The 23,086-nt window shown below is 73.1% G+C and carries 21 protein-coding genes; 14 read left to right on the top strand and 7 right to left on the bottom strand.

The window, feature by feature from the left end:
* Positions 1-1,179 (top strand): quinolinate synthase NadA, encoded by a 1,179-nt coding sequence (gene nadA / locus ACFY1P_RS11495; protein ID WP_361535769.1) that lies wholly within the window; start codon positions 1-3, stop codon positions 1,177-1,179.
* Positions 1,180-1,534: 355 nt separating this feature from the next.
* Here the strand turns inward: nadA and ACFY1P_RS11490 are convergent, their stop codons facing one another.
* The 4 genes from ACFY1P_RS11490 to ACFY1P_RS11475 form a co-directional block, all read right to left on the bottom strand.
* Positions 1,535-2,242 carry a response regulator gene (locus ACFY1P_RS11490; RefSeq protein ID WP_390750517.1) on the bottom strand — a complete coding sequence of 236 codons (708 nt, stop codon included), beginning with the start codon at positions 2,240-2,242 and terminating at the stop codon, positions 1,535-1,537.
* A gap of 9 nt (positions 2,243-2,251) precedes the next feature.
* On the bottom strand, positions 2,252-3,535 hold the full coding sequence (locus ACFY1P_RS11485; RefSeq protein WP_361535738.1) for a histidine kinase: 1,284 nt from the start codon (positions 3,533-3,535) through the stop codon (positions 2,252-2,254).
* A gap of 171 nt (positions 3,536-3,706) precedes the next feature.
* Entirely contained in the window at positions 3,707-3,985 is a 279-nt protein-coding gene (locus ACFY1P_RS11480) for a hypothetical protein (protein WP_361532845.1), read from the bottom strand.
* A gap of 52 nt (positions 3,986-4,037) precedes the next feature.
* Positions 4,038-4,835, bottom strand: a complete 798-nt coding sequence (locus ACFY1P_RS11475; RefSeq protein ID WP_361532848.1) for a PspA/IM30 family protein — start codon at positions 4,833-4,835, stop codon at positions 4,038-4,040.
* A gap of 280 nt (positions 4,836-5,115) precedes the next feature.
* Here ACFY1P_RS11475 and ACFY1P_RS11470 point away from each other — a divergent pair, with 280 nt between their 5' ends.
* The 3 genes from ACFY1P_RS11470 to ACFY1P_RS11460 all read left to right on the top strand — a co-directional run bounded on the left by ACFY1P_RS11470 (position 5,116) and on the right by ACFY1P_RS11460 (position 7,736).
* Complete coding sequence (locus tag ACFY1P_RS11470) at positions 5,116-5,718, top strand: DUF3043 domain-containing protein (RefSeq protein ID WP_361532851.1); 603 nt, start codon at positions 5,116-5,118, stop codon at positions 5,716-5,718.
* Positions 5,719-5,807: 89 nt separating this feature from the next.
* The gene (locus tag ACFY1P_RS11465) at positions 5,808-6,518 is read left to right on the top strand and encodes a class I SAM-dependent methyltransferase (RefSeq protein WP_390750577.1); all 711 of its coding nucleotides are present in this window, start codon (positions 5,808-5,810) and stop codon (positions 6,516-6,518) included.
* A gap of 129 nt (positions 6,519-6,647) precedes the next feature.
* A complete protein-coding gene (locus ACFY1P_RS11460; RefSeq protein ID WP_390750516.1) occupies positions 6,648-7,736 on the top strand; it encodes a S1C family serine protease in 1,089 nt (362 codons plus the stop codon).
* A 44-nt stretch (positions 7,737-7,780) separates the two neighbouring features.
* On the opposite strand, the gene ACFY1P_RS11455 is transcribed toward ACFY1P_RS11460, so the two are convergent.
* On the bottom strand, positions 7,781-7,990 hold the full coding sequence (locus ACFY1P_RS11455; protein WP_361532857.1) for a hypothetical protein: 210 nt from the start codon (positions 7,988-7,990) through the stop codon (positions 7,781-7,783).
* Positions 7,991-8,172: 182 nt separating this feature from the next.
* On the opposite strand from ACFY1P_RS11455, the gene ACFY1P_RS11450 reads away from it, so the two are divergent.
* The 4 genes from ACFY1P_RS11450 to ACFY1P_RS11435 all read left to right on the top strand — a co-directional run bounded on the left by ACFY1P_RS11450 (position 8,173) and on the right by ACFY1P_RS11435 (position 13,142).
* Complete coding sequence (locus ACFY1P_RS11450; protein WP_361532860.1) at positions 8,173-9,366, top strand: bifunctional adenosylcobinamide kinase/adenosylcobinamide-phosphate guanylyltransferase; 1,194 nt, start codon at positions 8,173-8,175, stop codon at positions 9,364-9,366.
* A gap of 125 nt (positions 9,367-9,491) precedes the next feature.
* Positions 9,492-10,538, top strand: coding sequence for a nicotinate-nucleotide--dimethylbenzimidazole phosphoribosyltransferase (locus tag ACFY1P_RS11445; RefSeq protein ID WP_361532863.1), 1,047 nt, complete (start codon positions 9,492-9,494; stop codon positions 10,536-10,538).
* A 73-nt stretch (positions 10,539-10,611) separates the two neighbouring features.
* Positions 10,612-12,381, top strand: coding sequence for a phosphatidylglycerol lysyltransferase domain-containing protein (locus ACFY1P_RS11440; protein WP_361532866.1), 1,770 nt, complete (start codon positions 10,612-10,614; stop codon positions 12,379-12,381).
* Complete coding sequence (locus tag ACFY1P_RS11435) at positions 12,378-13,142, top strand: hypothetical protein (protein WP_361532869.1); 765 nt, start codon at positions 12,378-12,380, stop codon at positions 13,140-13,142. Before ACFY1P_RS11440 ends, ACFY1P_RS11435 begins: the two co-directional genes overlap by 4 nt.
* On the opposite strand, the gene ACFY1P_RS11430 is transcribed toward ACFY1P_RS11435, so the two are convergent.
* The gene (locus ACFY1P_RS11430) at positions 13,067-13,804 is read right to left on the bottom strand and encodes a hypothetical protein (protein ID WP_361532872.1); all 738 of its coding nucleotides are present in this window, start codon (positions 13,802-13,804) and stop codon (positions 13,067-13,069) included. The two genes, ACFY1P_RS11435 and ACFY1P_RS11430, sit on opposite strands and share 76 nt — an antisense overlap.
* A 71-nt stretch (positions 13,805-13,875) precedes the next feature.
* On the opposite strand from ACFY1P_RS11430, the gene ACFY1P_RS11425 reads away from it, so the two are divergent.
* The 6 genes from ACFY1P_RS11425 (at position 13,876) to ACFY1P_RS11400 (ending at position 21,976) form a co-directional block, all read left to right on the top strand.
* Positions 13,876-14,673 carry an adenosylcobinamide-GDP ribazoletransferase gene (locus ACFY1P_RS11425; protein WP_390750515.1) on the top strand — a complete coding sequence of 266 codons (798 nt, stop codon included), beginning with the start codon at positions 13,876-13,878 and terminating at the stop codon, positions 14,671-14,673.
* Positions 14,674-14,867: 194 nt separating this feature from the next.
* Positions 14,868-16,394: a leucyl aminopeptidase gene (locus ACFY1P_RS11420; protein WP_361535159.1), complete on the top strand. Its 1,527-nt coding sequence runs from the start codon at positions 14,868-14,870 to the stop codon at positions 16,392-16,394.
* A gap of 299 nt (positions 16,395-16,693) precedes the next feature.
* Positions 16,694-18,082, top strand: coding sequence for a dihydrolipoyl dehydrogenase (gene lpdA, locus ACFY1P_RS11415; RefSeq protein WP_361535156.1), 1,389 nt, complete (start codon positions 16,694-16,696; stop codon positions 18,080-18,082).
* Between the two features lie 49 nt (positions 18,083-18,131).
* A complete protein-coding gene (gene sucB, locus ACFY1P_RS11410; RefSeq protein WP_390750514.1) occupies positions 18,132-19,904 on the top strand; it encodes a 2-oxoglutarate dehydrogenase, E2 component, dihydrolipoamide succinyltransferase in 1,773 nt (590 codons plus the stop codon).
* A 185-nt stretch (positions 19,905-20,089) separates the two neighbouring features.
* A complete protein-coding gene (locus ACFY1P_RS11405; RefSeq protein WP_361521683.1) occupies positions 20,090-20,713 on the top strand; it encodes a GntR family transcriptional regulator in 624 nt (207 codons plus the stop codon).
* A 282-nt stretch (positions 20,714-20,995) separates the two neighbouring features.
* Positions 20,996-21,976 carry a WYL domain-containing protein gene (locus tag ACFY1P_RS11400; RefSeq protein ID WP_361521680.1) on the top strand — a complete coding sequence of 327 codons (981 nt, stop codon included), beginning with the start codon at positions 20,996-20,998 and terminating at the stop codon, positions 21,974-21,976.
* On the opposite strand, the gene ACFY1P_RS11395 is transcribed toward ACFY1P_RS11400, so the two are convergent.
* Positions 21,973-22,902, bottom strand: a complete 930-nt coding sequence (locus ACFY1P_RS11395; RefSeq protein WP_390750513.1) for an SDR family oxidoreductase — start codon at positions 22,900-22,902, stop codon at positions 21,973-21,975. The genes ACFY1P_RS11400 and ACFY1P_RS11395 overlap by 4 nt on opposite strands.
* Positions 22,903-23,086 lie beyond the last annotated feature (184 nt).

Below are 23,086 nucleotides of genomic sequence, written 5' to 3'. Positions count from 1 at the left end.
GTGACCACCGCCCAACCCTTGGATGTCCAGCCCACCCCCCTCGCGCTCCTGCTGCTCGGCCGCGAGGCCGACGCCAAGAGCGAACGCGGCGTGGAATGTCCGGGCGACCTGCCGGCGCCGTCCGACCCGGACCTCGTGGAGCGCGCCCGGGCGGCCAAGGCCAAGCTCGGCGACAAGGTCTTCGTGCTGGGGCACCACTACCAGCGCGACGAGGTCATCGAGTTCGCGGACGTCACCGGGGACTCCTTCAAGCTCGCGCGCGACGCGGCCGCCCGGCCCGACGCCGAGTACATCGTCTTCTGCGGCGTCCACTTCATGGCCGAGTCCGCGGACATCCTCACCACGGACGCCCAGCAGGTGATCCTGCCGGACCTGGCCGCCGGCTGCTCGATGGCCGACATGGCCACCGCCGAGCAGGTCGCGGAGTGCTGGGACGTGCTGACCGAGGCGGGCGTCGCCGAGGTGACGGTCCCCGTCTCCTACATGAACTCCTCCGCCGACATCAAGGCCTTCACCGGCAAGCACGGCGGCACGATCTGCACCTCCTCCAACGCCGAGCGCGCCCTGACCTGGGCCTTCGAGCAGGGCGAGAAGGTGCTCTTCCTTCCCGACCAGCACCTCGGCCGCAACACCGCCGTCCGCGACCTCGGCATGTCCCTGGACGACTGCGTGATCTACAACCCCCACAAGCCGAACGGCGGACTGACCGCCGAGCAGCTGCGGGACGCGAAGATGATCCTGTGGCGCGGCCACTGCTCCGTGCACGGCCGCTTCTCCCTGGACTCCGTGCGCGACGTGCGCGAGCGCATCCCGGGCGTCAACGTGCTGGTGCACCCCGAGTGCAAGCACGAGGTCGTGGCCGCGGCGGACTACGTCGGCTCGACGGAATACATCATCAAGACGCTGGAGGCCGCCCCGGCCGGCTCCAAGTGGGCCATCGGCACGGAGCTCAACCTCGTACGCCGCCTGGCGAACCGTTTCGCCGATGAGGGCAAGGAGATCGTCTTCCTCGACAAGACGGTCTGCTTCTGCTCGACGATGAACCGCATCGACCTGCCGCACCTGGTGTGGGCGCTGGAGTCCCTCGCGGACGGCAAGGTCGTCAACCGCATCGAGGTCGACCCGGAGGTCGCGGCGTTCTCGAAGATGGCTCTGGAACGAATGCTTTCGTTGCCGTAGGCAGCGGTTTTGGGGGTGCGGGTTCGTTGCCGGGTGCGGGTTGTGTGCGCCTGCGGCGGGCGGCCTCAAACGCCGGCCGGGCTGAATTGCGCGGGTTCGTTGCTGCCTGCGGCGGGAGCGGCCTGCGGCCGCGTCCTCAAACTCCCCCAGCTACCGCTGGGGGAGTTTGAGGACACCGCGCGGAGCGCGGTCAGGGGGTCTGGGGGCTTGCCCCCAGTTCGGGAAGGGGCGGGTAGGGGAAAAAGCCCGCCGCAAGCGCGAACCGGCCCGCAGCCGGGGGCCCGGGGCACGCGCCCCGGTTCGGGAAGGGGCGGGGCTGGGGAAAACACGGCGCCGCCGCAGGCGTCAAAGGCAGTCATTCCGCCCGCGGCCGCACCAGCCCCGACTCATAAGCGATCACCACCAATTGAGCCCGGTCACGAGCCCCCAGCTTGGCCATCGCACGATTCACGTGCGTCTTCACCGTGAGCGGGCTGACAGCGAGCCGCTCGCCGATCTCGTCGTTCGACAGCCCGCCGGCCACCTGCACCAGGACCTCCCGCTCCCGGCCGGTCAGGGCGTCGAGGCGGGTCGCCGCCGGGGTCGTGCCGTCGTGCCACGGCTCCGGGTCGCCCTGGGCCAGGAACTTCGCGATGAGGCCCTTCGTCGCGGCCGGTGACAGCAGCGACTCCCCCGCCCTGGTGATCCGGATCGCGGACAGCAACTCCTCCGGCTCCGCGCCCTTGCCCAGGAAGCCGGACGCGCCCGCGCGCAGCGACTGCACCACGTACTCGTCGACCTCGAAGGTCGTCAGCATCACCACCCGCACCTCCGAGAGCACGGGGTCGGAGCAGATCGCGCGGGTGGCCGCGAGGCCGTCCGTGCCGGGCATGCGGATGTCCATCAGGACGACGTCCGGGAGGTGGCGGCGCGCCAGCTCGACGGCCTCCGCGCCGTCCGCGGCCTCCCCCACCACGGTCATGTCGGGCTCGGAGTTCACCAGCACCCGGAAGGCGCTGCGCAACAGCGCCTGGTCGTCGGCCAGGAGGACTCGTATGGCTTCTGCGGACGGCTCGTCAGGCATGGCCTCAGCCTAGGCGCGATCTCCCGCCACACCGGTCGGAAGCCGGACGCGGACCCGGAAGCCGGGGGTGCCGTCGCGGGGGCCCGCCTCGCACGTGCCGCCCAGGGCGCAGGCGCGCTCCTTCATGCCGATCAGGCCGTGGCCGCCAGGGGTTCGGGCCGTGCCGCCCGGTTCCGGGGGCGGGTCGCCGCCGTCGTCCTGGACGACGACGAGGAGGGATTCCGGGTCGCGTACGAGGCGGACCTCGGCGTGGGCGCCGGGCCCCGCGTGCTTCTGGACGTTGGTCAGGGCCTCCTGGAGCACGCGGTACGCGGCCAGGTCGACGGCGGCGGGCAGCTTGCCGATCACGGCGGCCGCCTCCGCCGCGTCCGTACCGGTGGCGCGGTCGCCCGGGAGGCCCGAGGCCGCGCCGACGTCGACGCGCAGGCCCGCGCGGGCGAAGCCGTCGACGAGGTGGCCGAGGACGGCGAGGCCGGGCGCGGGTTCGGTGGGCGCCTCGGGGTCGCCGTACTGCCGCAGCAGGCCGACCGTGGCGCGCAGCTCCGCCAGCGCCGAGCGGCTGGCCTCGCGGACGTGCGCGAGGGCCTCCTTGGCCTGGTCGGGGCGGCTGTCCATGATGTGCGAGGCCACCCCGGCCTGGACGTTGACGAGGGCGATGTGGTGGGCGACGACGTCGTGGAGCTCGCGGGCGATCCGCAGCCGTTCCTCGGCGACGCGGCGGCGGGCCTCCTCCTCGCGGGTGCGCTCCGCGCGTACGGCCCGCTCCTCGATCGCCGCGATGTAGGCGCGGCGGCTGCGGACGGCGTCGCCCGCGGCGGCGGCCAGGCCGGTCCAGGCGAGGAGGCCGAGGTTCTCCTGCGAGTACCAGGGCGGCACCCCCGAGAGCACCACGATGCCCCCGAGCAGGGCGACGGTGAGCGCGGCGATGCGCCAGGCGGCGGGCCGCTCGGTGCGGGAGGCGACCGTGTAGAGGGCGACGACGACGGCCACCGCGATCTGGGTGCGGGGCAGGCCGTCACGGCCGGTGACGACCTCGATGAGCGTCAGCGCGGAGGTGGCGCAGAGCACCGTCCTGGGTGCCCTCCGGCGGGCCACCAGGCAGGCGCAGGCCAGGGTGCTCAGCAGGATGAAGCCGGCGCCCGGCGGGGGCAGGGTGCCGGAGCGGCGGTTGACGACCGAGCCGATGAGGACGGTCGCGAAGGTGGCGGCGGCCAGCAGCGAGTCCGCGGCGAGCGGGTGGGCGCGCAGCCAGCCGCGGGGGCGGGCCAGACCGGTGACGGCGAGAGAGGTCATCGGGTCCCATCAGGAGGGTCTCGCGGCAGGAGGGTCTCGCGGTGCCCTCGTGGGGCGCGGGGCGCACCGGCGGAACCGGCCGCGCCCCCGCCCCACGAGGGGGAGGGGGCGCCGCGGGTGCTGGAGTGTGCGGGGCCGGCCGGGGCGCGGCCGGTGGCCGGTCCGGCGGCGTCAGCCGGGGATGAGACCGTCGTCGCTCAGCATGTCCTTGACCTCGTCCAGCGACGCGTCGGGCGCGGGGAGGATGAGCTCGGAGGGCTCCAGGGCATCGTCGGGCAGGGGCGTACCGAGGCGGCGCACGGCGTCGAGGAGAGCGCCGAGGGTGCGGCGGAAGCCTTCCTCGTCACCGCTCTCCATCTCCTCGAGCAGTTCGTCGTCCAGCCTGTTCAGCTCGGTGAAGTGGCTGTCGGCCAGCTTCACCTGCCCCTCCCCCATGATCCGCACGATCATGACGGTCTCCCTCGGTCCGGTGCCTGCTGACTCACTGTCGGTCATTACCCGGTCACTGCTTGTCGAAGCGCGGCCGCTCCTGCGGCTGCGCCTGGTGCGCCTGGCCGCCGTTGCCGCCCTCGATGGCCTGCTGCTGGCCGCTGGTGCCGCCCGCGAGCTCGGCCTTCATCCGCTGGAGCTCCAGCTCCACGTCCGAGCCGCCGGAGAGGCGGTCCAGCTCGGCGGTGATGTCGTCCTTGGCGGTGCCGGTGGGGTCGTCGAGGGCGCCCGAGGCGAGCAGCTCGTCGATGGCGCCGGCGCGGGCCTGCATCTGCTGCGTCTTGTCCTCGGCCCGCTGGATGGCCATGCCGACGTCGCCCATCTCCTCGGAGATGCCGGAGAAGGCCTCGCCGATGCGGGTCTGGGCCTGGGCGGCGGTGTAGGTGGCCTTGATGGTCTCCTTCTTGGTGCGGAAGGCGTCGACCTTGGCCTGGAGGCGCTGCGCGGCGAGCGTCAGCTTCTCCTCCTCGCCCTGGAGCGTGGAGTGCTGCGTCTCCAGGTCGCTGACCTGCTGCTGGAGCGCGGCCCGGCGGGAGAGCGCCTCACGCGCAAGGTCCTCGCGGCCGAGCGCGAGCGCCTTGCGGCCCTGGTCCTCCAGCTTGGCGGACTGGCCCTGGAGCTGGTTGAGCTGGAGCTCCAGGCGCTTGCGGGAGGTGGCGACGTCCGCCACTCCGCGCCGCACCTTCTGCAGCAGCTCGAGCTGCTTCTGGTACGAGTAGTCGAGGGTCTCGCGCGGATCCTCGGCCCGGTCCAGGGCCTTGTTGGCCTTCGCGCGGAAAATCATTCCCATACGCTTCATGACACCGCTCATGGGCCTCGGGCGCCCCCTTCTGACGGACTACGAACTCCAGCACATCTTGCAGAACCCACAGTACGGGGCCTGCTTCCATTACCGCACTGTTCGGGCGCCGATGCGCTCCTCCTCCAGGACGATCAGAAGACCGTCGCCCTCCGGCGCAAGGAGTACGCGGGCGTCGGGGTGCCGGGGGTGCGCCTCGCCCCCGCTCCCGCAGGGTGAACGGGCCGCCGTTGCCGGATCGTTCCCCGTGCGGCCGGTGACCGCCCGGCCGCACCCCGTACCCTTGGGTTTCGTGTTCCGAAGCCGTTCCACTTCCAAGGATGAGCAGGCCGCAGCCGCCAAGGCGACCGCGGACCGGCCTCAGCAGCCCCGTGACCCGCAGGCCCCGAAGGGCCGCCCGACCCCCAAGCGCAGCGAGGCCTCGTCGCAGCGCCGCAGTCTGGCCAGCACGCCGGCCAACCGCAAGGACGCCGCCAAGCGCGCCCGCGAGGCCCGCCGCGTGGACCTGGCCAAGCAGCGCGAAGCCCTGGCCAACGGGGACGAGCGGTTCCTGCCGGCCCGTGACAAGGGCCCGATCCGCCGCTTCGCGCGCGACTTCGTGGACGCGCGCTATTCGGTGGCGGAGTTCTTCCTCCCCCTCGCCGTGATCATCCTCGTGATGAGCATGATCAACCGCGGCTCCTTCCAGGCGTACGTGCTGCTCGCCTGGATGGTCGTCATCGCCCTGATCGTCATCAACTCCGTGATCACGGGCATCACCCTCCGGCGCGCGCTCAAGCAGCGCTTCCCGGGTGAGAACCTGCGCGGCGCGGTGCCCTACGGCCTGATGCGCACGCTCCAGATCCGCCGGCTCCGGCTGCCCAAGCCCATGGTCAAGCGCGGGGCGAAGCCCTGACCGGCGCCGCCCCCGCGGCCGGCTTCGGCGGTGGCGCCGACGCCTGGCTACGAGGGCTCGGGGGGGTACGGAACACCGTCCGCCAGGAGCTGGTCGCGCGCCAGCTCGACGAGCAGATAGCGGCCCGCTTCCCGGTGGGCCGCCGGCTGCGCGTCCTGGACGTCGGCCTCGGCCAGGGCACCCAGGCGCTGCGGCTGGCCCGCGCCGGCCACGAGGTGACCGGCCTGGAGTCCGACCCGCGGATGGTGGCCGCCGTCCGGCAGGCGCTGACCGCCGAGCCGGAGGGCATCCAGGAGCGGGTGCGGGTCATCGAGGGCGACGGCCGGGACACCGGCGCGCACTTCCTGCCCGGCGCGTTCGACGTCGTCCTGTGCCACGGCGTGCTGATGTACGTGCCGGAGCCCGACCCGATGCTCGCCGGGCTGGCCCGGGTGCTCGCGCCCGGCGGCCTGCTCTCCCTGGTCGTACGGAACGCCGACGCGCTGGCGATGCGCCCCGGGCTGGCCGGTGACTGGGAGACCGCGCTGGCGGCCTTCGACTCGCCCGCCTACACCAACCGCCTCGGCCTGAATGTGCGGGCGGACCAGCTGGAGACCCTGACCGCGACCCTCGCGGGCATCGGGGCGCCGCTCCACGCGTGGTACGGCGTGCGGGTCTTCACCGACCAGGCCCCGGACGCGGCCGAGCCGCCGTCCGGGGCGGAGCTGTACCGCCTGCTGGCGGCGGAGGACCGGGCGGGGCGGACGGATCCCTACCGCGCGGTGGCGGCGCTGCTGCACCTGTGCGGGGTACGGGGCTGAGGCCGAGCGGGCTCGGTCTCCGGGCGGCCGGCGCCCGGGACCGATCTCCTGTCACCGCTCCTGCTCACCGTTCGCCCCCGATGCCTCATCGGCCAGGACACCGGCGGCCCCGCCCGTGATACTCCCCCTATGGACGGTTCACGCGCACCTGCCCTCGCCCGCCGGATCCTCCTCCCCCTGACCGCCACGGCCTGTGCCTCCGCTCTCCTCGCCGGGTGTTCCCCCTCGCACACCTCGGCCTCCCCGGCCCCCTCGACGGCCTCCTCCGGCGCCGCCCCCTCGGTCGCCGGGCCCGCCGGGGACCTCCAGGCCGCGTACGAGAAGGTCGTCAAGGACGTCCTGCCGTCCGTCGTGCAGATCACCACAGGTGAGGGCCTCGGCTCCGGGGTCGTCTACGACGACAAGGGGCACGTCGTCACCAACGCGCACGTCGTCGGCGACGCCACGAGCTTCAAGGTCACCCTGGCCACCGGCGGCGACACCGTCGGCGCCCGGCTCGTGTCCAGCTACCCCGAGCAGGACCTCGCCGTCGTCCAGCTCGACAGCGTGCCCAAGAACATCAAGCCCGCCACGCTCGGCGACTCCGCCAAGGTCGAGGTCGGCCAGATCGTGCTGGCCATGGGCAACCCCCTCGGGCTGTCCAGCAGCGTCACCCAGGGCATCGTCTCGGCCGTGGGCCGCACGGTCAGCGAGGGCCGCGGCGGTGGCGGCACGGGCGCGACCATCTCCAACATGGTGCAGACGTCCGCGGCCATCAACCCCGGCAACAGCGGCGGCGCCCTCGTCAACCTCGCCGGTCAGGTCATCGGCATCCCGACCCTCGCCGCCACCGACCCGGAGCTCGGCCAGGGCGCCGCGCCCGGCATCGGCTTCGCGATCCCCGCCACGACGGTGCGCACCATCGCCGGGCAGATCGTCAAGAGCGGCAAGGTCACCGACTCCGGCCGCGCCGCGCTGGGCATCACCGCGCGGACCATCATCGGCCAGGACTTCGCGCCGGCCGGGGTCGCGGTCGTCTCCGTCACCCGGGACGGCGCCGCCGACAAGGCGGGCCTCAAGGCGGGCGACATCATCACCCGGGTGAACAAGAACCCGATCACGACCATGCAGTCGCTGACCGAGGCCCTCGCGGCCCTCAAGCCGGGCGACCGGGCGGAGGTGGCGTACGACCGGGACGGCTCGGAGCACACGGCGAATGTGACCCTGGGCCAGATGTAATCCGCGGCCCGGCACCCCGCCGGGGGGCGCCGGGCCACAGCGCGTCAGCCGTCGACGGCCGCCCGCAGGCTCATCCGGTAGATCTCCGTGCCGTCCTCGAACAGCGTGACCTGCTCGGCCCCGCCATCGAGGAGGTCCTTCCAGACCTCACCGATCCAGGACTCCGCGTCCCCTTGCGTCGTGAAGTCCTCCGGCTCCACCGCGGGCGACGTCTCCGTCCCGTCGGCCTTCTCGAACCGCCACACCCACGCCATGTCCGCCTCCTGGGCCTTCGATAGCAACGCACGTCCATGTGCTGTGCAGCGCAGCCTAGGCCGTGCGCGCCGGATCCTGTACGCCCTCCCCGCGGGCCGCTCCGGCCCCGCCACCGCCGCGCGGCGTGGCGAAGGGGTGAGCCCCGCGCGCCCGCGGCCCGGGGACGCGAGACGATCAGGGCGTGGAACTGACTCTGCTCGGCACCGGAGCCCCCGACGGGCTGCCGCGCCCCGCCTGCCCCTGCGCGTCGTGCGCCACCGCCGTCGGCGACGACGCGCGGGCCGCGACCGCGCTGCTCGTCGACGGGGCGCTGCTCCTGGACCTCACCCCGGGCCCGGCCTTCGCGGCCGCGCGGGCGGGGCGCTCGATCGCGGGGGTGCGGCAGGTGCTGCTCTCGCACCCGCACGACGGGCCGTCGGTGGAGTTCCCGGCCGGGCTGCCCGCGCCGGTGCGGGTCCCGGACGGGCGCGAGCTGTCGCTGATCAGCGGGCACAAGGTGCGGGCGATGGCCCTGGACTCGCCGGGCACCGGCTACGAGGTGACGTCCCCCGAGGGCGAGCGCCTGCTCTACCTCCCGCCGGGCGGCGCCACGGCCGGGCCGGTGGGGCCGAAGCCGTACGACATGGTGCTGCTCGACGTCGCCGGGCGGCCCGACGCGCTCGCCCGGCTGCGCGGCGCGGGCGCGGTCGCCGCGACGACCGACGTGCTCGCCGTCCACCTCGACCACGACGTGCCGCCGGGCCGCGAGCTGCACCGGCGGCTGGCCGCCGCGGGCGCGCGGGCCGTGCCGGACGGCACGACGCTGGTCGTCGGCGACTACCACGCGGTGCCGGACCTGCCGCGCCGCACGCTGGTCCTGGGCGGCGCCCGGTCGGGCAAGTCGGTGGAGGCGGAGCGGCGGCTGGAGTCCTTCCCCGACGTGCTCTACGTGGCCACCGGCGGCACGCGGGAGGGCGACGCCGACTGGGCGGCCCGGGTGGCACTCCACCGCGAGCGCCGCCCGGGTTCCTGGCGTACGGCGGAGACCTGCGACCTCGTCCCCCTGCTGGCCGCCGACGGCCCTCCGCTGCTGATCGACTGCCTGTCGCTGTGGCTGACGGACGCGATGGACTCCGCCGGCGCCTGGGACGACGCGACGTGGTCGAACGGCGGCTCCGCCGCGCTCGCCGCCCGGGTGGACGCCCTGGTGGCGGCCCTGCGCGCGACGACCCGCACGGTGGTGACCGTCAGCAACGAGGTGGGCTCGGGCGTGGTCCCCGCGACGTCCTCGGGCCGCCGCTTCCGCGACGCGCTGGGGAGGCTGAACGCGAGGGTCGCGGGCGAGTGCGAGCAGGTGGTGCTCGTGGTGGCGGGACAGGCGTTGCCCCTGCGCTGACCTGTGCCGGGGGCGAACCCGCCGGCGCCCGCGGCACAGGCGGCGGAGCGGACCCCGGCCCGGCGGCGGCAAAGCACGGCGCACCGACAGGGATACCCCCCGCCCCCACGGGTAGTGTTGCGCGGATGAGCGGTCTGAATCTTGATGACTTCGCCACCCTGATCGAGCGCCCCGACCCCGGCGTCCGCAGGGATGCCGAAGCACGGCGGGAGCGTCTTGCGCCCCGCCCGGGGGCCCTGGGCCGGCTGGACGAGCTGGGCGAGTGGCTCGCCGCGGCGCAGGGCTCCGTACCGGTCGCGCCGGTCGAGCGGGTCACGGCGCTGCTGTTCGCGGGCGACCACGGCGTCGCGGAGCTGGGCGTCTCGGCGGGCCCGAAGGGGGGCGCCCACGAGCTCGTACGGGCGGCCCTGGACGGGCGGAGCACCGGCGCGATCCTGGCGCGGCGGTCCGGGGCGCGGCTGCGGGTCGTCGACATGTCGGTGGACTGCGACCCCGCCGAGCTGCCCGAGGAGGTCACGCGGCACCGCGTGCGCCGCGGCTCGGGCCGGATCGACATCGAGGACGCGCTGACGGCCGAGGAGGCCGAGGCGGCGTTCCGCGCGGGCATGGCGATCGCCGACGAGGAGGCCGACTCGGGCACGGACCTGGTGGTCCTGGGCGACCTCAGCGTGGGCGGCACCACCGCGGCGGGCACCCTGATCGGCGCACTGTGCGGCACGGACGCCTCCGTGGTCACCGGCCGGGGCGGCGCGGGCATCGACGACCTGGCGTGGATGCGCAAGTGCGCCGCGATCCGCGACGCGCTGCGCCGGGCCCGTCCGGTGCTGGGCGACCAGCTCCAGCTGCTGGCGGCGGCCGGCGGCGCGGACCTCACCGCGGCCACGGGCTTCCTGCTGCAGAGCGCGGTGCGCCGGACGCCGGTCATCCTCGACGGGGTGGTCTCGGCGGCCTGCGCGCTCGTGGCACAGCGGGTGGCGTTCCGGGCACCGGACTGGTGGCTGGCCGGGCAGTCGAGCGGGGACCCGGCCCAGGCGAAGGCACTCGACAGGATGGCTCTCAACCCTTTGCTCGATCATGGCGTCACAGTGGGCGAGGGGACAGGAGCGCTGCTCGCCCTGCCATTGGTGCAGGCGGCCGCGGCCCTGGCGGCGGAACTCCCGGAGCGTGCCTGACCGGCCTCTGTGACCAGGGGTCCGTCCGACGCCGGAATTCCACCGCAGAAGGTGCCCCATATGCTCACTTTTCATGGGAGAAGCTCGCTTGACTCCGGATGAGGGAACGCCGACCGGCAGCGTCTGGCCACGGCGTTCCGCCACGTTCGCCGTGTGGTATCTGCGCGTGGTCACGTTCGTCAATCTGCTCAGCGCGGTATGGGTGTCGTTCGGCGCGGACATCCGGCGGCACAACGTCGACGAGTTCTTCACCCCCTATCTGCTGACGGCGGGCTTCGCGTCGGCGCTGTGGTCGTTCGTCATGGCGGTCACCCTGCGCCGGCGCAAGCGCGCCTCGTGGATCCTCAATCTGGTGCTGTCCGGGCTGTTCCTGGTGTTCATGGCGCTGCTCATGACCGACCGGCAGTTCAGCAGGCACGGCCTGAACTGGTTCTCCCTGGTGGTGACCGGCCTCTTCGTGGCCGCGCTGATCACGGGCCGGCGCGAGTTCTACGCCAAGGGCGACCGCGCCAACCCCCGTCTCGCCACGCTCGTCGCGGCGGGCGGCCTGCTGGTCACCTCGCTGATCGCCGGGCTGCTGGTGACGGCCACCAACGAGGCAGCCGACGCCTGGCGCTCCACCTTCTGGGACCGCTGGCTCTACGGCTTCATGCGGCTGATCTCGATCTCCGTGGACGAGGAGCGCTATCCGGGCGTCTCCACGCCCAGCTGGGTGAACGTCTTCATCAACGTCATGAGCACGGCCCTGCTGCTGCTCGTGGTGTACGCGGCCTTCCGCGCCCGCCGGGCCACCGACCCGCTCACCGGGGAGGACGAGGAGCGGCTGCGCGCCCTGCTCGCCAGGCACGGCGACCGGGACTCGCTCGGCTATTTCGCGCTGCGCCGCGAGAAGAGCGTCATCTGGTCGCCCAGCGGCAAGGCGGCGGTCACCTACCGGGTGGTGGGCGGGGTCTCGCTGGCCTCCGGCGACCCGATCGGCGACCCCGAGGCATGGCCCGGTGCCATCGAGCCCTGGCTGACCGAGGCGCGCGAGCACGGCTGGAGCCCGGCGGTGATGGGCGCGAGCGAGGAGGGCGGCACCATCTACGCCCGGCACGGTTTGAACGCCCTAGAGATCGGCGACGAGGCCATCGTGGACACCGGCGAGTTCACGCTCGAAGGACGCGCGATGCGGACCGTGCGCCAGGCGTACAACCGCGTCAAGCGCGCCGGTTACGGCGTCACCATCAGGCGTCACGAGGACATCCCCGAGGCGGAGATGGCCGAGCTGCTGCGGCGCGCCGACGACTGGCGCGACGGGGCCACCGAGCGCGGCTTCTCCATGGCGCTGGGCCGGCTCGGCGACCCCGGTGACGGCCGCTGCGTGATGCTGGAGTGCCACGACGGCGACGGAGAGCTGCGGGCGCTGCTGAGCTTCGTGCCGTGGGGCCCCAAGGGTCTGTCCCTGGACCTGATGCGGCGCGACCGGGACTCCGAGAACGGCCTGATGGAGTTCATGGTCATCGAGCTGCTCCAGCAGGCCAAGGGGCTCGGCATCACCCAGGTGTCGCTGAACTTCGCGATGTTCCGGTCCGTCTTCGAGCGGGGCTCGCGGCTGGGCGCGGGCCCGGTGCTGCGGATCTGGCGCTCGCTGCTGAGCTTCTTCTCGCGCTGGTGGCAGATCGAGTCGCTCTACCGCGCAAATGCGAAGTACCGCCCCATCTGGGAACCTCGTTTCATGCTCTTCGAGAAGAGCAGCGATCTGCTGCGGATCGGGATCGCGAGCGCCCGGGCCGAAGGCTTCCTGGAGGCCCCGGGACTGCCCAAGTGGCTCAACCGCAAGCATCTGGAGAGCCCGCGATGAACCGCGCGGCGCTGCGTCGCGCCGCGTACACCGAATGGGGTCCGCTCGTCGGCACCGTCCGGCGGGCCCTCGCGCGCAAGAGGCTGCGCGCGATCCCGATGACGCTCACGGCCGTGGTGCTGACCTCGGTCTTCCAGCTGGTGCAGAACCAGTCCTGGGGGTTCGAGCCGGTCCAGAAGCTGGGGTCCGTGCAGGCACAGCTGCCCTGGTGGCTGGCGCTGCTGCGGACCCCGCTGTCGCTGTTCGTCCCCGCGCTCGACCTGCCGGTGTGGGGCGCGCTGGCCCAGATCCTGCTGGTCTTCGGCATCGCGGAGATCTGCCTGGGCAAGTGGCGCACGCTCGCCATCTCGTACGTCGCCACCCTCGCCGGGACGATGTACGCGCGGCTGGCCATCCACATCGGGCCGGACTCCGTCTTCGGCCTGCCGCCGGAGGCCGCCAAGGTCATCGACACCGGCCCCTCGGCCGCGGTGGTGGGCCTCGCGGTGTACGTCTCCTGGCGCTACCGCGCCTGGTTCACCTGCGGCGCGGTGGTGCTGGGCATAGTGGCGGAGGCCGTGATCAAGCCGAATCTGGCCGGCAAGGAGCACATAGCGGCGGTGCTCACGATGCTCGTGCTGTGCGTCGCCGACGAGGTGCGCAGGCGGCGCAAACCCGGCGACGACGCGTACCAGGAGGCCGCCGGTCAGCGGTCCGGGGCGCCCGCCAGCAGGTCGTGGAGGCGGTTGCGCACCGCGGCCCAGCGGGCGTCGTGGCGGTAGGCGCGCACCCGCGCCCTGCGGCGGGCCCGTGGGCGGTGGCGGTAGAAGCGCCGCGCCCACGGTGACCCGGGCCGGGCCAGCCGCACCGCGCCGATCAGTGCCACCAGCGGCACCACGCAGCCGATCACGGCTATCCGCGGCTTGCCCTTGGCGAGGGCGAAGAGGGCGATCACGAAGTTGACCACGAAGTTGGTCACCACGATGCTGCGGTTCTGGAGCTCGTCCGGGGTCAGCTCGTTGACCCCGAAGGGCAGGAAGCCGGAGAGCACCAGCCCCACCAGGGCGGCCGTCATCACCACGACCTCGACGCTCTTGCGGCCCTGCTCCGTCCAGTAGACGTCGTCCAGGTGCAGGACGAGCGCGAACTCGTCCAGCACGAGACCTGCGCCGGTGCCGAAGAGGACGGCCGAGACCGAGGCGCCGAAGCCGTGCCGGCCCTCCGCGACCGCGCCGAAGCCGCCGACGACCATCAGCACGATGCCGGGCACCACATGGTGCACGTGCAGGCCGCCGGGGCTGATGTTGCGGAAGGGGCCCCGGCCCGCCCGGATCAGCCGGGTGATCACCCGGGTCACCAGGAACGTCATGACGAAGGCGGTCAGCGCGAGCAGCAGGGGCAACTTGCCCGGTTCGACGATGTTGCGCGCCCACCAGTGGCCCATGGATCTCCCGCTCCCGAACGCCTCTCACCAGCAAACCTACTGCGCTGAGGGGGCGGGATAGGGTGCCCGCGATGACCGACACGACTTCAGCTCGCGCGACTCCCGGCGAGGCCCTCCGGTTCGCCTTCGGCACCCTGACCGTCCTGCCCGTGCGGGTCACCCGCTGGGACCGGGGTGCGGCGCGCGGCGGCATGCTCGCGGCACCGCTGGCGGGGCTGGCCGTGGGGACCGTCGCGGGCGCGGTGGGGCTGCTGTTCCTGCTGCTCGGCGCGGGCGCCCCGGTCGCGGCCGTGGCCACGGTCGCGGTGCCCGCGGTCCTCACCCGCGCCCTCCACCTGGACGGCCTCGCGGACGTCGCCGACGGCCTGGGCAGCGGCAAGCCGGCCGAGGACGCGCTGCGCATCATGAAGCGGTCCGACATCGGGCCCTTCGGCGTCGTCACCCTGCTGCTGGCCCTCCTCGGCCAGGTGGCGGCGCTCGCCTCGCTCTACGCCGCGGCCCCGGCCCGCGGCGCGCTCGCGGCCGCCACGGCCGCCCTGGCCGCCCGCTGCTCCCTGACCCTCGCGTCCCGCTCCGGCGTCCCGGCGGCACGCCCGGAGGGGCTGGGCGCGGCGGTCGCGGGCGTCGTACGGACCCGGTCCGCGGTGGCGGTGGCGGCGGCGGTGGTCTGCGCGGCGGCGGGTGCGCGGTGGGCCGCCGGACCGTACGCCGCGCTGCGCGCGGGGGTCGCGGTGGCGCTCGCCCTCATGGCCGGTGAGCTGCTGCTACGCCACTGCGTACGCCGCTTCGGCGGGGTGACGGGCGATGTCTTCGGCGCCCTCGCGGAGACCTCGGCGACGACGGCTCTGGTCGTCCTGACCATGGGCTGACCGCCACGCTCCGCAGTCGGGAGCGGAGCCGGTCGCGGCCGAAGAGCGGCCGAAGAGCGGCCGAAGAAGGGCCGAAGAAGGGCCCCGCCGGGAGGCCGCACCCCGGCGGCGCGCAGGAGGCGCATACGATGCGCAGGGTGCGGCCGGCCCACCCATCGGCCGAGGAACTCAACGGAAGTAGGGACCCCACCACCGTGTCTGCTCTGACTCTCAGCACATCCAGTGCGGCGACGCTCCGCGCGGACGCCATCGTCATCGGCGTGGCGAAGGGCCCCAAGGGCCCGGTCGTCGCGCCCGGCGCCGAAGCCGTGGACAAGGCGTTCGACGGAAAGCTCGCCGCCGTCCTGGAGACCCTCGGCGCCGCGGGCGGCGAGGGCGAGACGACCAAGCTCCCCGCCCCGTCCGGGCTGAAGGCCCCGCTCGTGCTGGCGGTCGGGCTGGGCGACGCCCCGGCGAAGGACGAGGGCTTCGGCCACGAGGCCCTCCGCCGCGCCGCCGGCTCCGCTGCCCGCGCGCTGACGGGCGTCAAGAAGGCCGGGTTCGCCCTGCCGGTGGAGGACGCCGAGGCGGCCGCGGCCGTCGCCGAGGGCGCGCTGCTCGGCGCGTACTCCTTCGTGCCGGTCGACGGCAGCAGCAAAAACGCCGACAAGTCGGGCAAGAACGCCCCGCTCGGCGAGGTCGCGCTGCTGGGCGCCAAGCCCCGCGACAAGGCGTTCAAGGCGGCGGCCGAGCGCGCGACCGCGCTGACCGAGGAGATCAACCGGGCCCGCGACCTGGTCAACCTCCCGCCGAACGACCTCACCCCGAAGGTCTTCGCCGCCACGGCCCAGGCCGCGGGCAAGGAGCACGGCTTCAAGGTCGAGGTGCTGGACGAGAAGGCGCTGCTCAAGGGCGGCTTCGGCGGCATCATGGGCGTCGGCCAGGGCTCCGCCAACCCGCCGCGGCTGGTGCGCCTCGGCTACACCCACCCCAAGGCCGAGAAGACGCTCGCGCTGGTCGGCAAGGGCATCACCTACGACTCGGGCGGCATCTCGCTGAAGGCGGCCGGCCACAACGAGACGATGAAGTGCGACATGGCCGGCGCCGCCGCCGTGTTCGCCGCGGTCGTCACCGCCGCGCGGCTCGGCCTGCGCGTCAACGTGACCGGCTGGCTGGCTCTCGCCGAGAACATGCCGTCCGGCACCGCCACCCGCCCGGGTGACGTGCTGCGGATGTACGGCGGCAAGACCTGCGAGGTCCTCAACACCGACGCCGAGGGCCGCCTGGTCCTGGGCGACGCCCTGGCCCGCGCCTCGGAGGAGAACCCCGACGCGATCGTGGACGTCGCCACCCTGACGGGTGCCATGGTGCTCGCGCTCGGCAACCGCACGTTCGGCGTCATGGCCAACGACGACGCGTTCCGCGCCTCGGTCCACGAGATCGCCGAGGAGGCGGGCGAGCAGGCGTGGCCGATGCCGCTCCCGGCCGAGCTGCGCAAGGCGATGGACTCGCCGGTCGCCGACTTCGCCAACATGGGCGAGCGGATGGGCGGCGGCCTGCTCGCGGGCATCTTCCTGAAGGAGTTCGTGGGCGAGGGCATCCCGTGGGCGCACCTGGACATCGCCGGTCCCGCGTACCACGAGAGCGCTCCCTTCGGCTACACCCCGAAGGGCGGCACCGGCTCCGCGATCCGCACCCTGGTCCGGCTGGCGGAGCACACCGCCGACGGCGACCTCGGCTGAGCCGGATCGGACCCGCGTACGAAATGTGCGGCCCCGAGCGTTTCGCCCGGGGCCGCCCGCCATTCGTTCGCCCGTAACGAAATCCACACCTCGTACGCGCGAGTAACCCCCGAAGGTGACGCATCAGTCTCCTCGGAGCCCCCGCCCGGCGTCCCGCCGTCCGTCAACAAGTGCGAAGATGTTGTCTCGGCAGGACAGGGCCCCATTGACCCAGGGCCGAAGCAAAAGCGGCCGAACAACAGCCGCCGCCCGGTCAGAGACGACCGGCTCCGGCGTATTCCATGCATGGAGGACGTGACGTGGCGAACGACGCCAGCACCGTTTTCGACCTAGTGATCCTCGGAGGCGGTAGCGGCGGTTACGCCGCTGCCCTGCGCGGAGCGCAGCTGGGTCTGGACGTCGCTCTGATCGAGAAGAACAAGCTCGGCGGCACCTGCCTGCACAACGGCTGCATCCCCACCAAGGCGCTGCTGCACGCCGGTGAGATCGCCGACCAGGCCCGCGAGGCCGCGCAGTTCGGTGTCAAGGCCACTTTCGAGGGCATCGACATCGCGGGCGTCCACAAGTACAAGGACGACGTGATCGCCGGCCTGTACAAGGGCCTCCAGGGTCTGGTCGCCTCCCGCAAGGTGACCTACATCGAGGGCGAGGGCCGTCTGTCCTCCCCGACCTCCGTCGACGTGAACGGCCGGCGCATCCAGGGCCGCCACATCCTGCTGGCGACCGGCTCCGTGCCGAAGTCGCTGCCGGGCCTGGAGATCGACGGCAACCGCATCATCTCCTCGGACCACGGTCTGACCCTGGACCGCGTGCCGAAGTCCGCGATCGTCCTGGGCGGCGGCGTCATCGGCGTCGAGTTCGCCTCCGCGTGGAAGTCCTTCGGGACCGACGTCACGATCGTCGAGGGCCTCAAGCACCTCGTCCCGGTCGAGGACGAGAACAGCTCCAAGCTGCTGGAGCGCGCCTTCCGCAAGCGCGGCATCAAGTTCAACCTCGGCACCTTCTTCCAGAAGGCGGAGTACACCGCCGACGGCGTGAAGGTCACCCTCGCGGACGGCAAGGAGTTCGAGGCCGAGATCCTGCTCGTCGCCATCGGCCGCGGCCCGGTCTCGCAGGGCCTGGGCTACGAGGAGCAGGGCGTCGCGATGGACCGCGGCTATGTCCTGGTCGACGAGTACATGCAGACCAACGTGCCGACGATCTCGGCCGTCGGTGACCTCGTCCCGACGCTCCAGCTCGCGCACGTCGGCTTCGCCGAGGGCATCCTGGTGGCGGAGCGACTGGCCGGTCTCAAGCCCGTGCCGATCGACTACGACGGCGTGCCCCGGGTGACGTACTGCCACCCCGAGGTCGCCTCCGTGGGCATCACCGAGGCCAAGGCCAAGGAGATCTACGGCGCGGACAAGGTCGTCGCCCTGAAGTACAACCTCGCGGGCAACGGCAAGAGCAAGATCCTCAAGACCGCGGGCGAGATCAAGCTCGTCCAGGTCAAGGACGGTGCCGTCGTCGGCGTCCACATGGTCGGTGACCGTATGGGTGAGCAGGTCGGCGAGGCCCAGCTGGTCTACAACTGGGAGGCGCTGCCCGCCGAGGTCGCGCAGCTCATCCACGCGCACCCGACGCAGAACGAGGCTCTCGGCGAGGCCCACCTGGCCCTGGCCGGCAAGCCGCTGCACGCGCACGACTAATTCCCGAGCGCACCACCATCCGCACTACTCGTAAGGAGCAACCGCAACCATGGCGGTTTCCGTAACACTGCCGGCGCTCGGCGAGAGCGTGTCCGAGGGCACCGTCACCCGCTGGCTCAAGGCCGAGGGTGAGCGTGTCGAGGCCGACGAGCCGCTGCTCGAGGTCTCCACCGACAAGGTCGACACCGAGATCCCGGCGCCCGCGTCCGGCATCCTGGCCTCCATCAAGGTCGCCGAGGACGAGACGGTCGAGGTCGGCGCCGAGCTGGCCATCATCGACGACGGCACCGGCGCCCCGGCCGAGGCCGCGGCCCCGGCCGAGGAGGCCCCCGCCGCTCCGGCCGAGGCTCCCGCCCCGGTCGCCGAGGCCCCCGCCGCCCCCGCGGCTCCGGTCGAGGAGGCCCCCGCGGCCCCCGCCGCCGGTGCCGCCGAGGGCACCCCGGTCGTGCTCCCCGCCCTGGGCGAGTCCGTGACCGAGGGCACCGTCACCCGCTGGCTCAAGGAGGTCGGCGAGTCGGTCGAGGTCGACGAGCCGCTGCTCGAGGTCTCCACCGACAAGGTCGACACCGAGATCCCCGCCCCGGTCGCCGGCGTCCTGCTGGAGATCGTCGTCGGTGAGGACGAGACCGCCGAGGTCGGCGCCAAGCTCGCCGTCATCGGTGCCGCGGGTGCCGCTCCGGCCGCCGCTGCCCCGGCCGCCGCTCCGGCTCCGGCCGCTGCCCCGGCGCCCGCGGCTCCGGCTGCCCCGGCTCCGGCCCCGGCCGCCCCCGCCGCTCCGGCCGCCCCGGCCCCGGCTCCCGCCGCTGCCCCGGCCCCGGCTGCCGCCCCGGCTCCGGCTCCGGCCGCGCCCGCTCCGGCTGCCGCGCCCGTCACCCCGGCCCCGGCCGCCGCTGCCGCGTCCGACGGCGCTTACGTCACCCCGCTGGTGCGCAAGCTCGCCGCCGAGAACGGCGTCAACCTCGCGGGCGTCCAGGGCACCGGTGTCGGTGGCCGCATCCGCAAGCAGGACGTCATCGCCGCCGCCGAGGCCGCCAAGGCCGCGCCGGCTCCGGCCGCCGCCCCCGCCGCCGCGCCGAAGGCCGCTGCCGCGGCCCCGTCGCCGCTGCGTGGCCAGACGGTCAAGATGACCCGCATGCGCAAGGTCATCGGCGACAACATGATGAAGGCGCTGCACGGCCAGGCGCAGCTCACCTCCGTGGTCGAGGTGGACATCACCAAGATCATGAAGATGCGCGGCAAGGCCAAGGACGCGTTCGCGCAGCGTGAGGGCGTCAAGCTCTCCCCGATGCCGTTCTTCGTCAAGGCCGCCGTCCAGGCGCTGAAGGCCCACCCGGTCGTCAACGCCCGGATCAACGACGAAGAGGGCACCATCACCTACTTCGACTCCGAGAACGTCGGCATCGCCGTCGACTCGGAGAAGGGCCTGATGACCCCGGTCATCAAGGGTGCGGGTGACCTCAACATCGCGGGCATCGCCAAGAAGACCGCGGAGCTGGCCGGCAAGGTCCGCTCCAACAAGATCACGCCGGACGACCTCGCCGGCGCGACCTTCACGATCAGCAACACCGGCTCGCGCGGTGCGCTGTTCGACACGGTCATCGTGCCCCCGAACCAGGTCGGCATCCTGGGCATCGGCGCGACCGTCAAGCGCCCGGTGGTCGTCGAGACCCCCGAGGGCACGGTCATCGCCGTCCGCGACATGACCTACCTGTCGCTCTCCTACGACCACCGCCTGGTGGACGGCGCCGACGCGGCCCGCTACCTGACGGCCGTCAAGGAGATCCTGGAGGCCGCCGAGTTCGAGACCGAGATCGGTCTGTAGCTCCTCGCCTCCCAGGGCAGCCTGAAGGGCGCGGCCCCGGTCCCGTACTGCGGTACGGACCGGGGCCGCGCCCTTCGCCGTACGCGCGGCTTTACGCTCCCGAAACCAGCCGCGCCGCCGACGGCGTCCACCTCCCGGGAATAATGACCTCCGGTCCGATCCGGGCCCGCCCCTAAGGAGCCCCCATGGCCACACCCGTCGTGCATTCGCTGCGTGAGCAGATCCGCGAGCACATCCTCGAGGGAATCATCAGCGGCCGCTGGCAGCCGGGCGAGCGGATCGTGGAGCGCCGGATCGCCGCCGAGCTGGCGGTGAGCCAGACGCCCGTCCGGGAGGCCCTGCGCGAGCTGGAGTCGCTGCGGCTGATCGAGTCGGTGCCCAACAAGGGCGTACGGGTCCGCGGCCTCACCGCCACCGACCTCAAGGAGAGCTACCCCGTGCGGGCGGGCCTGGAGCGGCTCGCGGCCGAGCTCGCCGCGCCCGTGCTCGCCGAGGACGACTCGGCGCTGCGGCCGGAGGTGGAGGCGCTGTACGCCGCGGACCGCTCGGGCGACGGGGAGGCGCAGGTGCGGCACACGGTGGCCTTCCACCGGGAGATCGTCAGGGCGGCCGGGAACGCCGTCCTGCTGCACACCTGGGAGTCGCTGGGCATCGAGGTGTGGACGACGCTGTCGATCCGCTGGCTGAGCCCGGAGCCGCGGTCCTACGCCGAGGACCACGCGGAGATCGTGGAGGCGTTCAGGCGGCGCGACCCGGACATCGGCGAGCTGCTGAAGACCCACGTCCTGAGCTGCGCGCCGCGGATCTGACCCCCCGGTCTCCGCTGCGCGGGAAAGTTTTTCCGTACCCGACGTTGATCGATCATCGATCAGAGGCGTATCGTCTCCGCGGGACGCATCGCGTCCCGGTCATCCGGTCCTTCCGGTGCGAGCCCCGCCATGGCGCCCTGTCCTGTGACATGGCGAGGCTCGACGGTGAGGGCAGGACTCCGTGCGCCTTCCATGCCCTGGCCGACGCGCGGAGTCCTGTCGTCGCCGCGATCACCGGATGCCGGAAACCGTAACGCCGGTGCCACTGGGCATGATGAACTCATGCGCGCGGCCCGCCTGATCAAACTGGTGCTGCTCCTCCAGTCCCGGACGTCGATGACGGGGTCCGAACTGGCGCGGCAGCTGGAGGTCTCGGAGCGTACCGTCGCCCGGGACGTCCTCGCCCTGTCCGAAGCGGGCGTCCCCGTCTACGCCGACCGCGGCCGGTCCGGCGGCTATCGCCTCGTCGGTGGCTACCGCACGCGGCTGACCGGTCTCGGGCGCACGGAAGCGGAAGCGCTGTTCCTCTCCGGGGTCCCGTCCGCGCTGCGCGAGATGGGTCTCGCCGACGCCGCCTCCGCCGCCCGGCTCAAGATCTCCGCCGCGCTCCGGCCCGAGCTCCGCGACGCCCCGGCGAACGCGGCCCAGCGCTTCCACCTGGACGCCCCCGGCTGGTGGCAGCCGGCCGACCCTCCCGAACTGCTGCCCGCGATCGCCGACGCGGTCTGGGACGACCGCCGGCTGACGGCCCGCTACCGCAGGCGCGACGCCGAGGTGGAGCGGGACCTGGACCCGTACGGCCTCGTCCTGAAGGCCGGGGTCTGGTATCTCGCGGCCCGCGCGGGCGCGGACTTCCGGGTCTACCGCGTGGACCGCTTCACCGCCGTGACCGTCGGGGAGGAACGGTTCCTCCGCGCCGAGGACTTCGACCTGCCGGTCTTCTGGGAGGCGCGGGCGGCGGAGTTCACCCGCTCACTGCTGCGCGAACAGACCGTGCTCCGCCTCACCCCCGAGGGCGCCCGCCGCCTCCCCCACGTCACCGACCGCACGGCGGCCCGCGAGGCGACCGAGTCCGCCGGCCCGCCGGACGACCGGGGCCGGATCACGGTCACCCTGGGCGTGGAGTCGCTGGAGGTGGCCTACGAACAGCTGCTGGCCCTGGGCCCGGAGGCGGAGGTCCTGGAACCCGAGCCCCTGCGTGAACGGTTCGCCTCGGCTGCGGCGCGCAGCGCGGAGCTGTACGGGCCGGAGGGCGTGCCCTAGCGGTAGTCCGCCGCCGGCGCCTCCTTTCCGCCGGAGACCACGTTCTTGAAGTACGCGAAGCAGTCCGGGCGCGAACCGTCCGCGTCGGTGAACCCGTACTCCCGGGCCAGCTCACCGCTCGAGAGCGAGGCCCCGTTCCAGCGGGCCCTGTCCGGGTCCGCCGCGAGGTGCGCGACCGCCCGGCCGACGAGCACTGGTGACTCCGAGATCGCGAAGTGCGGGTCCTTGCGCACCGCGTCGCGCCACGTCTCCTCGGTCACCCCGAAGTGATCGAGCATCGCCTCCGAGCGCAGGAACCCCGGCGTGAGGGAGAGGACGGTCCCGCCGTACTCCTTGAGCTCTTCCGCGAGGCCGCGCGCCATCCGGATCGGCCCGTACTTCGCGAGGTCGTAGAAGAGGTTGCCGCGGTAGGCGGCGTTGAACTCCTCCGTGCCGTCGGTGATCTCCACGACCAGTCCCCCGGGCCGCCGGATCAGCAGCGGCAGCGCGTAATGGCTGGTGATCGCGTGCGTCTCCAGGGAGAGCCGCAGCATGCGCAGCCCTTTGCCGAGATCCGCCTCCCACACCTTCTTGTCGAACTCGATCAGGTGATCGCCGCCCCAGGCGTCGTTGACGAGCACGTCCAGCCGCCCCCGCTCGCGGTCGATCCGCTCGACGAGCGCCTTCACCCGCTCCGGCTCCAGATGGTCGGTGGGCACGGCGACGCCGGTGCCGCCCGCCGCCGTGACCAGCCCGGCGGTCTCCTCGATGGTCTCCGCCCGCCCGACCTCGCTGCGGTGTTCGCGCGTGGTGCGGCCCGTCGCGTAGACGGTCGCGCCCATCTCGCCCAGCGCCACGGCCATGGCCCGGCCCGCTCCCCGTGTCGCTCCCGCGACGAGGGCCACCTTGCCCGCCAGCGGTCCGTCCGACGCGCTTTGAGTGTTCACGTCCTGGTGTCCTTCCGTCGTGCCGATGTCCTGCCGATGTCCTGCCGGTCTTCGCACGGGGGACCCTGCCAGCCATTCCAGACACCTCCTGTCCTGATTCGCGGGATCCCCTTCGGGCGACGCGCCGGTAACGACACGGCCGCATCCGGTCCGCTCCACGTGCGGCGCCCGGTGGTTGGCCCGA

Origin of the sequence: Streptomyces sp. NPDC001407, from assembly GCF_042895325.1 — a bacterium.
GTDB lineage: Bacteria > Actinomycetota > Actinomycetes > Streptomycetales > Streptomycetaceae > Streptomyces.
The sequence above is the reverse complement of the archived record's forward strand: the minus strand, read 5'-3'. Positions and strand labels throughout refer to the sequence as shown.